Source organism: Agrobacterium sp. 22-226-1 (assembly GCF_053522345.1).
In genome coordinates this window covers 43,253-56,529 of the sequence record NZ_JBNWCP010000010.1, presented here as the reverse complement: position 1 = coordinate 56,529, position 13,277 = coordinate 43,253, and the positions used below count along the sequence as shown (strand labels likewise).

Annotated in this window: 10 protein-coding genes and 2 pseudogenes; 6 read left to right on the top strand and 6 right to left on the bottom strand. The window is 59.1% G+C overall.

Annotation, left to right across the window (positions count from 1 at the left end; translation table 11 throughout):
- The first annotated feature begins 166 nt into the window (after positions 1 to 166).
- Positions 167 to 2,287 (top strand): TonB-dependent siderophore receptor, encoded by a 2,121-nt coding sequence (locus tag ACQZ5K_RS17595; RefSeq protein ID WP_137005687.1) that lies wholly within the window; start codon positions 167 to 169, stop codon positions 2,285 to 2,287.
- A 204-nt stretch (positions 2,288 to 2,491) separates the two neighbouring features.
- Here ACQZ5K_RS17595 and ACQZ5K_RS17590 read toward each other — a convergent pair whose 3' ends face one another.
- A complete protein-coding gene (locus tag ACQZ5K_RS17590; RefSeq protein ID WP_262530788.1) occupies positions 2,492 to 3,385 on the bottom strand; it encodes a helix-turn-helix domain-containing protein in 894 nt (297 codons plus the stop codon).
- A gap of 215 nt (positions 3,386 to 3,600) precedes the next feature.
- On the opposite strand from ACQZ5K_RS17590, the gene ACQZ5K_RS17585 reads away from it, so the two are divergent.
- Entirely contained in the window at positions 3,601 to 3,777 is a 177-nt protein-coding gene (locus tag ACQZ5K_RS17585; RefSeq protein WP_175422221.1) for a hypothetical protein, read from the top strand.
- A 153-nt stretch (positions 3,778 to 3,930) separates the two neighbouring features.
- Here the strand turns inward: ACQZ5K_RS17585 and katG are convergent, their stop codons facing one another.
- Positions 3,931 to 6,102, bottom strand: coding sequence for a catalase/peroxidase HPI (gene katG / locus ACQZ5K_RS17580; RefSeq protein WP_137005684.1), 2,172 nt, complete (start codon positions 6,100 to 6,102; stop codon positions 3,931 to 3,933).
- A gap of 210 nt (positions 6,103 to 6,312) precedes the next feature.
- On the opposite strand from katG, the gene ACQZ5K_RS17575 reads away from it, so the two are divergent.
- Positions 6,313 to 7,221, top strand: coding sequence for a hydrogen peroxide-inducible genes activator (locus ACQZ5K_RS17575; RefSeq protein WP_137005683.1), 909 nt, complete (start codon positions 6,313 to 6,315; stop codon positions 7,219 to 7,221).
- A gap of 63 nt (positions 7,222 to 7,284) precedes the next feature.
- On the opposite strand, the gene ACQZ5K_RS17570 is transcribed toward ACQZ5K_RS17575, so the two are convergent.
- Both ACQZ5K_RS17570 and ACQZ5K_RS17565 read right to left on the bottom strand, forming a co-directional pair.
- Complete coding sequence (locus ACQZ5K_RS17570) at positions 7,285 to 8,163, bottom strand: DUF3313 domain-containing protein (protein WP_137005682.1); 879 nt, start codon at positions 8,161 to 8,163, stop codon at positions 7,285 to 7,287.
- A gap of 107 nt (positions 8,164 to 8,270) precedes the next feature.
- A pseudogene (locus ACQZ5K_RS17565) lies at positions 8,271 to 9,327 on the bottom strand (sensor histidine kinase); the annotation flags it as partial.
- An 876-nt stretch (positions 9,328 to 10,203) separates the two neighbouring features.
- Between ACQZ5K_RS17565 and ACQZ5K_RS17560 the strand changes: the two are divergent.
- Both ACQZ5K_RS17560 and ACQZ5K_RS17555 read left to right on the top strand, forming a co-directional pair.
- Positions 10,204 to 11,226, top strand: a complete 1,023-nt coding sequence (locus ACQZ5K_RS17560) for a porin (RefSeq protein WP_137005681.1) — start codon at positions 10,204 to 10,206, stop codon at positions 11,224 to 11,226.
- Positions 11,227 to 11,599: 373 nt separating this feature from the next.
- Entirely contained in the window at positions 11,600 to 11,908 is a 309-nt protein-coding gene (locus ACQZ5K_RS17555; RefSeq protein WP_175422220.1) for a hypothetical protein, read from the top strand.
- 25 nt (positions 11,909 to 11,933) lie between these two features.
- Here the strand turns inward: ACQZ5K_RS17555 and ACQZ5K_RS17550 are convergent, their stop codons facing one another.
- Positions 11,934 to 12,047: a DUF936 domain-containing protein gene (locus tag ACQZ5K_RS17550; RefSeq protein WP_233284802.1), complete on the bottom strand. Its 114-nt coding sequence runs from the start codon at positions 12,045 to 12,047 to the stop codon at positions 11,934 to 11,936.
- A 196-nt stretch (positions 12,048 to 12,243) separates the two neighbouring features.
- On the opposite strand from ACQZ5K_RS17550, the pseudogene ACQZ5K_RS17545 reads away from it, so the two are divergent.
- Positions 12,244 to 12,450, top strand: a pseudogene (locus ACQZ5K_RS17545) (hypothetical protein); the annotation flags it as partial.
- A 238-nt stretch (positions 12,451 to 12,688) separates the two neighbouring features.
- Here ACQZ5K_RS17545 and ACQZ5K_RS17540 read toward each other — a convergent pair.
- Positions 12,689 to 13,231, bottom strand: a complete 543-nt coding sequence (locus ACQZ5K_RS17540) for an NUDIX hydrolase (RefSeq protein WP_137005680.1) — start codon at positions 13,229 to 13,231, stop codon at positions 12,689 to 12,691.
- Positions 13,232 to 13,277: the final 46 nt, after the last annotated feature.

The window sequence follows — 13,277 nt, the reverse complement described above, 5'->3', positions numbered from 1 at the left end:
CGTCAAGCCCAGGCAAGAAATGCCGTCGCAACAGCGGTGAAATTTCCGGGGTTTTGTACAAAACCGTAAAAAGTTACAATACCGGACAAACTTTCTCAAGTTATTGGGCGCTTCGAAAGTGGGCCGTGAAAGCGGCGACCGGGGCATCAACTTCTGGAACATACCAATGAATATCGAAACCGAAGGCAGACACCGCAAAACCGCGCGACGTCGTTATCAGGATGCGGCCCTGCTTGCCTGCACGGCGCTTGTCGCCACCCTGCCCGGCTCCCTGCTGGCGCAGGAAGCTGCCAATACGGGCGGCAGCACGGTTCTGGAGCGCATCACCATCGACAGCGGCGACAATGACCAGAAATCGATCGTTGCCACCCGCACCACGAGCGGCAGCAAGATGGCGACCGATATTCTCGACACACCTGCCTCCGTTTCCGTCATCACCGCCAAGGAAATGCAGCAGCGCGGCGTGCAGAGCGTGGAAGAAGCGCTGCAATATACCGCCGGTGTGACAACGGATTTTTACGGCTCCGACGACCGGTTCGACTATTTCAAGATTCGCGGTTTCGACGCCTATACCTATCGCGACGGGTTGACGCTTGGCCGTCCCTTCGGCGCGCTGCGCGAGGAAACCTATGCCTATGAGCGCGTGGAAGTGCTGAAGGGCGGCAATTCCACCACCTTCGGCGTCTCAGATCCCGGCGGCTCGGTGAATTATTCCACAAAGGTGCCGAAACGCACCCGTTTCGGTGAAGCCTATGTCACCGGCGGCTCCTATGGCCGCGCCGAAACCGGCTTCGACTTTGGCGACAACATCACCAGCGACGACACGCTGTCCTATCGCCTGACCGGCAAGCTCAGAAATGCCGATGCGGAATATGACTATTCCCGCGACGACGAGAAATTCTTCATGGGCGGCCTGACATGGCGTCCCACGGACGTCACCAGCCTTACCGTGGTTTACGATCATCTCAACAAGGATGGCGTTCCGGGCGGCGGCGGCCATCCCGTCGGCTCGCGTTTCGACCGGAGCCGATTCTTCGGCGAACCGGACTACAATTATCGCGGCACAAACCGCAATTCGCTGAGCGTAATGTTCGACCACGATTTCGGCTCCGGCCTGACGCTGAGTTCCAACGCCCGCTACAGCAAGGCGAATACCGATTTCGGTTATGCTTACATTTCGTCCACGCCGATCAACGGTTCGACAATCGCCGACCGGTCCTATTTCGGCAACGACACCGAGACCGAAAACTTCCTGATCGACACGCGCCTGCAATACGATACGCGGTTTGAAAATGTCGAAAGCCGCAGCCTCGTCGGCGCCTTCTACAATGACTACACCTCCGGCAGCAAAAGCTACTTCGGCGCCGCGCCGAGCATCAACTGGATGAGCCCGGTCTATACCGGCGCACCCGCTTCAGTGCCGCTCTACGCCGACTCCCTGACGGACCAGAAGACCAAAGCGATCTATCTCCAGCAGGACTTCACCTTCTTCGACAGGCTGATCATCAGCGCCGGCCTGCGCAACGACTGGATCGACACCGAGCAGACCAACCGGCTGAACGGCACGACGGCCAGCGGCGACATCAGCGAACTGACCAAGCGTATCGGCGTGTCCTACAAGGTCACCAATGAAATCGCGCCTTATATCAGCTACGCCGAATCGGTGGTGCCTGCATCGGGGCTCACGGTTGAACCGGAGCGCGGTGAGCAAATCGAGCTTGGTATCAAATACCGGCCGGACGCTTTCCCGGCCCTGTTCACCGCGTCGATCTACGATCTGAAGAAGAACAACATCACCGTCACCAGCCCGATCACCAGCCTGCCCACGACCATCGGCGAGGTGCGCGTGCGCGGTCTCGATCTCGAAGCCAAGGCGGAAGTGACCGACAATCTCAGCCTGACGGCGGCCTATTCCTATCTCGACGCGGAAATCACTGAAAACGGCACCGGCGGCAATGTCGGCAACCGGCCGCAATTCGTGCCCGAGCATCAGGCCTCATTGTGGGTCAACTATACGCTTGCGGGCAACGACCATTTCGGCGACATGACCTTCGGTCTCGGCGGCCGCTATACCGGCGCTTATTATTTCGACAATGCCAACAAGGTCGAAACCGGAAGCAGCGTGACCGTGGATGCGGCATTCAGCTACAAGATTCAGGAAACCGCCTCGCTGGACGTCAATGTTTCCAACATCTTCAACGAAAAACACGTCTCTTATGGCGGGTTTGGCGCTGACTTTTACAATCCCGGCCGGGCGTTTTCCGTGACCTTGCGAAAGACATGGTGATCGGATATATTAGCAATATTTTTCAATATCTTGTACTACTTTCCTAGCGAACCACATCATTCTCGGGTTTGTCCCGAGGATCTAACCACGTCTCATCTAGTCTGAAGTTGACAGATCCTCGGGACGAGCCCGAGGATGACGTGGAGAGAGGCTCGAGGAATGCGCCAAACCGCTGAACATGGGCGGCGCAGGGCCGACCCGCTATCAAAGAAGCCTGTGCAGCCGTCGCCAGGCGGCCGGCGTGTTGCCAACGGACTGGCGGAAAGCCTTGGTCAGGTGGGCCTGATCGGAAAAGCCGAGCTGGGCGGCGATATCGGCCACCGTCAGATCCCCTTCCAGCAGAAGTTTCTGGGCGGCATTGATGCGCCGCTCCAATTGCCATTGCAGCGGCGTCTTGCCGGTGGTCTGGCGAAATACGGTGGCGAACCAGCTTTCCGAAAGCCCGACGATATCTGCCATTTCGGCGACCGTCATACGGTCGTCACCACGCTTTTCGACCCGGGCAAGAAGCTTGTTCAACTGCGCCTGCGTCAGCCTGCCATTGGCCTGCTCCGGCGAAGGGCCGGGAATATCCAGCAGGCCGGCAACGATGCTGCCGACGAGGCTTTCCGCATAGACCGCGTGTTTCGAGGGTTCAGCCAGCTCATCGACAAGCAGGCCGGCAAGGGTTTCCACCGAACCGATATCCTGTATCTCGACCGGACGGCGCAGCGCCGTCATCGCCGCCGAACTGCCGACTGAGGGCGACAGGAAACGCAACAGGCGATCCTTGTGAATATGCAGGTTGAGATGCGAGAACCGGTGCGTGGCGCTGCTGCTCGTCCACATCGGTACGCCGGCCGGCACATAAACCGCCCGTGTCATCGGCCGCGAATGGTTGGTGAACTCGCCATTGCGGTTGGACATGCTGATGCGCGAGGAGACATCGTTGAAAAAGATCATGATGCGCGGATCGGCGGCCAGATAATAACCCTTGGCTCCCATCTGGCTTTCCGCTTCCCAGAAAGCACTGACCAGCCCGTCGAACTGGCGCCATTTCACCGGCGCAGTAACGCTGATCCCTTCCGTGTGCCAGGTCATGGAATGCCAGAAACTCAATGCGGGTACCGTCCGGTTGTCGGGTCTGGGTCGGGTGAAATCAAAAGACGGGCGCACCGCGCCAGTCATCGCGCTTCGCTCCAATAACATGACTTATCAATTCATGTTAATAGCAAGATCATTATAAAATGAAACATTCGCTGCGGCGACGCGCTGGAACCTCTGCCCATGACGACCGTTGAAATCCTGACAGAAGTGCAACAACGGAGATTACCATGGACAGCAAGAAGGAACCGGGCGACTTCGCAGATAAGAAGCGCGAGGAGCACGGCCGTGGCGTGATCGTGGCTGGGCCGGACGCGCATGAAAACGAGAAGGACGGCAAAGCCCCGTCGCCAGGCGCCGGAAAAACCCCGGCCGGCAAACCGGTTCCGTCCTCGGACCGGCGATAGGGAAACCGTCCTGCGCAAACAAGATAATGAGGCCTATAGGTGTCCAGCAATCTTTCGCTGTCACGGCAACCGTTGCGTCTTGGCGGTCGATAGAACGCAAAACACCTCCCCGATTTCCCGGGGAGGTGTTTATTCTTAAACAGCCGGATTTTCTTACAGAAGGTCGAAACGGTCGGCGTTCATGACTTTCGCCCAGGCGGCAACGAAATCCCGCACGAATTTCTCCCTGCTGTCATCCTGCGCATAAACTTCCGCATACGCACGCAGAATGGAGTTCGATCCGACGACGAGGTCCACACGGGTCGCGGTATACTTCGTCACACCCGTTCTGCGGTCGCGAATCTCATAGAGATTGTTACCGGTCGGAACCCAGGAATAGGCCATGTCGGTCAGCGTGGTGAAGAAGTCCGTCGTCAGAGCGCCGGGCTTGTCAGTGAACACGCCATGCGTCGCACCGGCGTAGTTGGTACCGATGACGCGCAGGCCGCCGATGAGCACCGTCAGTTCCGGCGCGGTCAGGCCGAGAAGCTGGGCGCGGTCCAGCAGCAGCTCTTCCGGGCTGACGACATAATCCTTCTTGATCCAGTTACGGAAACCATCCGCCAGCGGCTCCAATGGCGCGAAGCTGTCGGCGTCCGTCTGTTCGGCGGAAGCGTCGCCACGGCCGGGCGCGAAAGGCACGGCGATATCGAAACCAGCCGCTTTCGCCGCCTGTTCCACACCGTAATTGCCGGCCAGGACGATCACATCCGCGATGCTCGCGCCGCTTTCACCGGCGATCTGTTCCAGAACGGACAGCACACGGGAAAGACGGGCGGGCTCATTGCCTTCCCAGTCCTTCTGCGGTGCAAGGCGGATACGTGCGCCATTGGCGCCGCCGCGCTTGTCCGAGCCGCGGAAGGTACGGGCGCTGTCCCAGGCGGTCGAAACCAGATCGGCAATCGGCAGGCCGGAAGCAGCGATCTTCGCCTTGACGGCAGCGACATTGTAGCTCGTGGAGCCTGCCGGAACCGGGTCTTGCCAGATCAGGTCTTCAGCCGGAACATCCGGGCCGAAATAACGGGACTTCGGTCCCATGTCGCGGTGCGTCAGCTTAAACCAGGCGCGGGCGAAGACGTCAGAGAAGTGGTCCTGATCGTCCTTGAACTTCAGCGAAATCTCGCGGTAGATCGGGTCGACCTTCAGGGCCATATCGGCATCGGTCATCATCGGGATGGTGCGGATCGAGGCGTCCTCGACATCGACAGGCTTGTCTTCTTCAGCAATGGTGATCGGCGCCCATTGCGATGCACCGGCGGGGCTGTGCGTCAAAGTCCATTCATGCTTGAACAGCATGTCGAAGAAGCCGTTGTCCCACTTCGTCGGCTCGCTCGTCCAGGCGCCTTCGATGCCCGATACCACGGTGTCACGGCCAATGCCGCGGCCCTTGGTATTGATCCAGCCAAGACCCTGATATTCCGGGCCTGCGGCTTCCGGATCGGGGCTGAGGTTGGCGGCGCTGCCATTGCCATGCGACTTGCCGATGGTGTGGCCGCCGGCGGTCAGCGCCACGGTCTCCTCATCGTCCATGCCCATGCGGGCAAAGGTCTCGCGCATCTGCGCCGCTGTCGCCAGCGGATCGGACTTGCCGTTAACGCCTTCCGGGTTGACGTAGATGAGGCCCATCTGCACGGCGGCAAGCGGGTTTTCCAGCGTCTCTGGCTTGCTCACGTCGCCGTAACGACCGTCGCTTGGCGCCAGCCATTCTTTTTCGTCACCCCAATAGGTGTCCTTTTCCGGCGCCCAGATATCTTCGCGGCCGAAAGCGAAACCGAAGGTCTTCAGACCGGCGACGTCGTAGGCAATGGTGCCGGCGAGCGCGATAAGGTCTGCCCAGGAGATCTTGTTGCCGTATTTCTTCTTGATCGGCCACAGAAGGCGGCGGCCCTTGTCGGTGTTTACGTTGTCCGGCCAGGAATTGAGCGGGGCAAAACGCTGATTGCCGGTGTTCGCGCCACCACGCCCGTCAGTCACGCGGTAGGAACCCGCCGCATGCCAGGTAACGCGCGCCATCATGCCCACATAGCTGCCCCAGTCAGCCGGCCACCAGTCCTGGCTGTCGGTCATCAGGGCGCGTAGATCGGCTTTCAACGCTTCGACATCGAGCGTCTTCAGGGCTTCGCGATAGTTGAAGGAGGTGCCGAGCGGATTGGTCTTGGTGTCGTGCTGATGCAGAATGTCGAGGTTCAGCGCATTCGGCCACCATTCGGTCACCGATTTACCCGAGGCCGTGTTGCCTCCATGCATGACAGGACACTTGCCAGCCGGTTTTGAAGTTGCGTCCATTTCGCCCTCCGATGGGTTTAGCAATTAAACGAAATAATCAATTCGACATGTGCAGCGTGGGAGCCAGAGCCAGCGGCAGGTCATGGGAAAACCGTGCAGCGGCGCTGGTAACCTCTCACAGCTACAGCTTTTTTCTGTCATGAAGATGACTAACAGTCGGGTTCCATAATTTCCAATTGTATATTCTAAAGGCTGCGATATGCTGAGCTTATGATTGCGCTCTCCATGAAACATCTCCGTTATTTCGACGCTCTGGCCAAGATCGGCCATTTCGGTCGGGCGGCGGAGGCATGCGCCATTTCCCAACCTGCACTATCTTTGCAGATCCGGGAACTGGAGGAATTGATCGGTGCGCCGCTCGTCGAACGCGGCAGCCGCCAGATCAGGCTGACCGCGCTTGGCGAGGAATTTGCGGAACGTACCCGGGCCATCCTGCGTTCGGTGGACGAGTTGCAGGATCTGGCGCGTGCGGGGCACGGCCCTCTCAGCGGTCGCCTGCGCATCGGTGTCATTCCCACCGTCGCGCCCTATCTTTTGCCGCAGGTGATCAAGACGCTGACCCGGCATTATCCCGGACTGGAAGCACGCCCGCGCGAGGCGGTGACACAGAAGCTCATCGAAAACCTTCTCGAAGCCCGGCTCGACATGGCAATCGTCGCGCTGCCCGTTTCGGAACCCGCGCTGGAAGAAGTGCCGCTGTTTTCGGAGGAATTCATTCTGGTGCGGCCGATGGAGGATGCAGGCATGCCGGTGCCGAGCGCCGACAAGCTGGGCGAAATGCGCCTGCTGCTGCTCGAAGAAGGCCATTGTTTCCGCAACCAGGCGCTTTCCTTCTGCAGCACGACCAATGCGCCGCCCCGCGTGCTGATGGAAGGCTCCTCGCTCTCCACCCTCGTGCAGATGGTCGGCGCCGGCATCGGCGTCACGCTCATTCCGCAGATGGCCGTCGATATGGAGACACGGCAATCCACGGTCTCGGTGTTCCGCCTGGCGGAACCGCGCCCGTCGCGCACTATCGGCATGGTGTGGCGCAAGAGCAATCCGCTGTCTGCGCAGTTCAGCCATATCGCCGAAATCGTCCGCGAATGCGGTCTCCAGAAACTTGGCATCGCGTCATAGGAACTTAGGTCGGATGATCGCGCGCGCCGCAACGCGCGCGATCCACAAATCTCGCGGCTGCCCCTATCGCGACGCGGCCTTTGCGGGTCTGTCGGTCCATTCGGGTGGCGCACCGAACTTGTCGGCCACCATGCCCTGCAGGCCGCGCGACCGGCCATAGGCATCGCATTCGACATATTTCGTTTTTCCACCCAGGGCGGACCGGATTCGATGGCCGGAGGGGATAGAGAGGTTCAGCCCGTCGGAGACCTTGCCTGTCACCAGAATGCGCGAGAAGTAGTTGGAGAAATCGGCGGCAAGCTCGTAGGCATCTCCGATTTCCGAGACGCGGGCCTTGCCTGTGATGGAATTCGCGCCCTTGGACCAGACGGCTGCGGCGCGCTGGACGCCGGTGCTGTCTACCGCCTCCGCCTCGACAGCGAGGCCGCCAAGCCCGAATGGAAGACGCGGCACGCTGACCGGCAGGACGAAGCCGCTGCCGAGCGTCACGGCCGTCGATACCCCGGCCATGGTCTTGTCGGTCGGCACCAGATCGGTGATGACCGTGCGCACCGTCATGTCCGCCGGCTGGCCCAGCGCGGCAATCCGGTATTTATCGCTGAGCGCCACGCAGATGGCCCGATCCAGCGCATTCGAAACAAGGACACGATCCTTTTCCGATGTGACCCGCGACGAGGCCGCAAAGGAGAAGGTGGTCGGCACGATGGCGACGGTCTTGACCCCGGCCAGTCCGTTGGCGTCCACGAAGGTGCGCGATTTGGTGAATTTGCCCTTGACCGGGCTGAGTTGCGCATAAGAGGTCAGCGTACCGCCTTCCTTGAGCGGCACGGAAGTGCAGCCGGACATGATGATAGCAAAGGGCAAGGTGGCGAAGGCGACGCCGCGACCGCGGGAGGCCCTGTCGCCGGAAGCCCGGGCAAACAGACTGCACTGTTGTTTCACTGCACGTACTCCAGTTGGGATGGTTGATCCTGTGCCCCACAGGGTACGACAGCCAAAATTGCGGCAACATTACAATTGCCGCCCCTGAAATCGCGCGCGGCGCAGGCTCAGAAACGTAACCGGAAGGTGCTTCCGAAGGCGTTGCTGTCGAGGAAGATTCGCCCGTTATGGTTGGCGATGATCTGCTTGACGAGGCTGAGGCCAAGGCCGGCGCCGGTGCTGCGCAGCGTAACGCGATAAAAGGGCTCGAAAATCCGCTCCTGCTGATCTTCGGCTATCCCCTGTCCCTCATCGGAAACCGGGATCTCGCCACTTGCGAGAATCGCGACGTGGATCATCCCCCTGTCCCCGCCATGATCGATGGCGTTGCGCACGATGTTGCTGATGGCGCGCGGCAGGGTGGACGGATTACCCGGTACTTCATATCGCACGATCTGCGTTTCGAAGGAGATATCGTAGCCCGCCGAAGCGCGAGCGGCAACGACGGTGCGCGCCGTTTCGCGCCGGTCGTTTACCTGATCGTTTCTTTCGAAGGCGAGAACCTGTTCTGTGGTTTCCCCAAGCCGCGCTACATTCTCTATCAAGCGCTGCTGCTCCGGTCCCCGCAAGCTCTCTATCCGGGTCTGCATGATCGCAATCGGTGTTCTCAGCTCATGCGCCGCATCGATGAGAAAACGCTGCAGCGCCCGAAATTGCTCTTCAAGCCGTTCGAGGACGCCGTTAAAGGCAAGGATCAGGGGGCACCACCTCCCGCGGCACATCCTCGACGGTGAGCTTCGATCCCGGCCGGCGCGGATCGATCTCGGGAGCCTTTTTGACGACGTAACTGAGGCCGGCAAGCGCCTCGCGCACGATGCAGGGAACGGAGAAGAACACGGCGGGCAATATGACAGCCAGCAGGGGAACGTAAATCTCGTAGGATCCGGCAAGAAGCGCCAACTGCCCCCCTCATATGCGTGGTTCCGCCGAACATGACCCTTGCGGAACCCCACTTGGTCTCCAGACATCGACGATGCCCTTTCCTCCGCGAATATCGGCATCCGTCAACAAATGTAGATACGGCGACAATTCCTCATAAACGGCGGGCACGGCGCCATAGCTCGCCACCCGCCCGTCCAGCGTGGAAGCCACGAACCAGAGTGTTGAGTTCTCTGCCTTCAGGGCGGGCCAAAATCCCTTACAAAACATATAAAATAGTGAGACAAAATCTCCCTGTTTGATTTCATTATGCGTTTTTTATCGTTTGTCTCACCAAAAAGGTTGCCAAAACTCTTCGGCTGGACTGCATAGGAGAAACGACGACGACACCGGAATGTTCTCATTTCAGATGTTCTAGATTTGGCTTCCTTCCGAAATTGCCACGGCGTTCGGCTAGCATTCACGATCATCGGGGCGCGACGTTTCTGTCCTTCAGATGCGGTGGGCGTCCTTTTATCCCTTTCGCGCTTTTGGAGGCGGAACGCAGCGTCCGCGATGCCGTTGCTTTCGACCTCGACACAGCCTTCAGCGCCGCCGGCTCAATACCGTGCACGCTCGCAACTCGCTCTATCGAGCGCGCGACATCAGCCTTCAACATGAGGCTTCTCCTGATTGTGGGTTATGGGTTGTTGGTCCAGATCAACCGATGTAGTAGGGCCCGTCGCGCGTCCCCTGAAACAGGCCGAGGCATTGAGGCCTCGGCGCTTGATAGCGACGGGCCTCTTCACTGGGACGCCGGGCGGCTTCGGTTATTCCAGATCGAAGGCCGAGAAGTCATCCGGGCACTGCTGTGAACATTATCCGTACAAAACGCCGCCAGAGCGAACCGCTTGAATTTCCTAATGAGAACTTAATGTTTTCAACAGGGCAAAGAGGATTCTGTTACTAATTGGACACACCTTATGCGCTTCATGCCCATTCAATCACACTAAATCAGTGAATCCAGATTGCAGTATGCGGCGACTTTCTGTCATTTGCTGAATCAGCGCAGGGCTAATGAGGCGGGGGCAACCGGTTTCGAGACTTTGCGCGGTGGATAAAAACTTTGACTGGAGGTCAACCATGAACATCAAGAGCCTTCTTATCGGCTCCGCTGCCGCTCTCGCAGCAGTATCCGGCGCACAGGCCGCTGACGCTATCGTCGCTGCCGAGCCCGAGCCCCTGGAATACGTTCGCGTTTGCGACGCATTCGGCACCGGCTTCTTCTACATCCCCGGCACCGAAACCTGCCTGAAGTTCGGCGGTTACATCCGTTTCCAGACGAACATCGGCCGTGATGAATTCAACTCGGGCCGTGGTACGTCTGACTGGGATTCCTTCACCCGCGCTCAGTTCGAAGTTGACACCCGCACCGACACCGAACTCGGCGCTCTGCGCGGCTTCATCGGCTTCCGCGGCAACGCTGACAACGGCTCGTCCTCGTCTTCTGGCGTTCACGTTGACCAGGCCTTCATCGAACTCGGCGGCCTGAAGGTCGGTAAGTTCTACAGCTGGTGGGACGATGGCCTTTCTGGCGAGTCTGACGTTCTCTCCACGAACGCTCTCTTCAACTCGGTACGTTACACCTACGACGCCGGTTCTTTCTGGGCAGGCGTTTCGGTTGATGAACTCGAAGGCATCGAAGTCGGCTACGAAGATCAGGACAACAACGTTGGTGTTGCTCTCGGTCTCGGCGCCAAGCTCGGCGCAGCTTCCTTCCAGCTCATCGGCGGCTACGACACCGACCGCGAAGAAGGCGCCATTCGCCTGATCGCAACGGCTGACGTTGGCCCGGGTACGCTCGGCCTGGCTGGTGTTTGGGCTTCTGGCGCAAACGCTTACTACACCGAATCTGAGTGGGCGATTGCCGGTGAATACGCCATCAAGGCTACCGACAAGCTGACGATCACCCCCGGTGCACAGTACTTCGGTAACTACTACCTCGGCGGCAACGACTTCTCGAACGACGACGCTTGGCAGGCTGGCCTGACGGTTGACTACAAGATCACCGACGGCCTCTCCACGAAGGTTGCAGTTAACTACCTCGACGTCGACAACGTTGACGAAGAGTGGAACGGCTTCATCCGTCTGCAGCGTTCGTTCTAATCTGATCTGACATTGTCAGTGACGGAAGCCTCGGCAGAAATGCCGGGGCTTTTTCTATTCAAAAATTTCACAAGACAGATACATCAAAAAATTGTAATCTCGCTTTCGATGTTCTGGCGAAGATCCACAGCCGAAAGGCTTTCGCTAGTGATCCCAGTCACCCTCCTCGGCCCGACCCTGGGTCGGGGAGGACGGCTTCCCTCTCTAATATTAAGATGCCCTCGTTGTGCGCTGCTTCGGTTGGTTTTCTACATCTCCAGCTTTTGTGGACTTCCATTCATTCAGCCCCGGTTCATCCCTGCCCCCGCATTCTCGCAATCATGGAACCGAAGGCACCGACACACGTTTGAGTGCCTCAATGGGAGATGACATCATGAAGTTTCTGGCCGCATCTGTTGCGCTCGTATCGGTCGGCATTCTCAGCGGATGCGTTGATGACGGCGGGTATCGCTCTGGCGGGTATTATTCGTCAGGCGTTTACTATCGCTCGTACGATAGGGATCGCTACTACAGGGACCGCTATTACCGCGATTATGATCGCAGGGACTGGCGGGATCGCCGTGAGCACAGAGAGCGACGCGAGGATCCTAGAGATTGGCGCGGCGACCAGCCACGCCAGCCGGAATCCGGCGGCAGCAATCGCGTGATACGTCCGCACATTTTGTACCGAAACGCTGATTGACCGCCGACATAGGGTTGCTGCTGGGTTACGCCACCGGCCAGGCGATGGGCGCGATTTCCGTAAGGAACTGCTCGACAGTAGGCTGCTGGCGCTGTCCTGCCTGAACCTTGGCAAGCTCGGCGTAAACGAAGGCCCACACGCCATCACGCCAGGCGACAAAGGACTGAGCCTCTGCGGCCCACGTTGGATTTGTGGATGAAACGAAGGAACGTATGGCCCGCCCTGTTTGCAAGTTGTTTTTTTGATTCCCTGTGCAGTCTGCTTCAACGTATTCGGTCTCACGGTCAGACCGTAACCAAGATGGATATCCGCACGTCCAGAGCCACGTGGCCGTCGGCGGCGGCGCGCAGCGTGCGCCGATTGCCCATGCGGTGGTTGGCGGTCTCATCAGCTCCACACTGCTGACCCTGATCGTGGTGCCGACCATCCTGTCCTATATAGACAGCATCGTCAGGCGTTTTGCCCGCCTGCTACCGAAAGCGCCGGATGAAACGGGGCATTCGAACCATCAGGCGCAACCTTCCCAAAAGCAGCCGGCCTGAAAAGGCCGGTTTTGCATCCGTGGGGCTGCCGTCACCTCAGCAGGAGAATGGCGGTCGGCCCCGCCAGAAGTACGGCAAGGACGATGATGGGATGGAGATAACGCAATAAAAAGCGGAGAACGGGACGACATGGTTTCATGCAGCGGCACCTGACGACAAACATCAGGCAAGGTTGGAGATGGCCCATTGCGGCGGCATTACAGTCCTGGGCACAGGAGCGGATGCCGGACGCGTACGTTTAAGGTCTCTCGCTGCCCTGGCGCTTCTTTTTGCCCTTCGGGCGAAAATCGACAAGAAGCGACTTCAGTTCGATATCGCGAACGCGCCTTGCCGCCTCATCCGGGCGCACCCATTCCAGCAGGCGTTCACCGCGCTCCTTGAAAGTGGTTTCCGCCTCCGTCACCTCTATCTGGAACACATCGACCATGCAGGGAACGACATCGCCATTGTCGAGCATCTTGAGATAGGTATAGCGGCCAACCGCATTCTTTTTCACCCGGCCGCGCACGCCCGCCTCCTCCCACGCCTCGATTGCCGCCGCCTCGTGCGGCTTCTTGCGTTTCATCGGCCAGCCGCGCGGAATGATCCAGCGTCCGCTGGTACGGGACGTGACGAGGAGGATTTCGACATCCTCGCCATTGCCGGCATAACGGAAGCAAAGCGCGGCATATTGCTGCCGGAAAGCGCCGGTGAAGAGCTTTTCCGGAACCGCAGCAAGCTGCTGGAGCAATGTCAGTGCACGAGCCGGGCGGGTTTTCCGGCTTTTCTTGGTGGGTTTCATATCCGTTGATAGTGCTGATTTTCCGGGTTGCATCAATGCCCCGCGT

Bases quoted from the DNA above. Each gene is read 5' to 3' on its own strand.
- ACQZ5K_RS17595 (WP_137005687.1), top strand. From the start codon at position 167: ATGAATATCGAAACCGAAGGCAGACACCGCAAAACCGCGCGACGTCGT.
- ACQZ5K_RS17585 (WP_175422221.1), top strand. From the start codon at position 3,601: ATGGACAGCAAGAAGGAACCGGGCGACTTCGCAGATAAGAAGCGCGAG.
- katG (WP_137005684.1), bottom strand. From the start codon at position 6,102: ATGGACGCAACTTCAAAACCGGCTGGCAAGTGTCCTGTCATGCATGGA.
- ACQZ5K_RS17575 (WP_137005683.1), top strand. From the start codon at position 6,313: ATGATTGCGCTCTCCATGAAACATCTCCGTTATTTCGACGCTCTGGCC.
- ACQZ5K_RS17560 (WP_137005681.1), top strand. From the start codon at position 10,204: ATGAACATCAAGAGCCTTCTTATCGGCTCCGCTGCCGCTCTCGCAGCA.
- ACQZ5K_RS17555 (WP_175422220.1), top strand. From the start codon at position 11,600: ATGAAGTTTCTGGCCGCATCTGTTGCGCTCGTATCGGTCGGCATTCTC.
- ACQZ5K_RS17540 (WP_137005680.1), bottom strand. From the start codon at position 13,231: ATGAAACCCACCAAGAAAAGCCGGAAAACCCGCCCGGCTCGTGCACTG.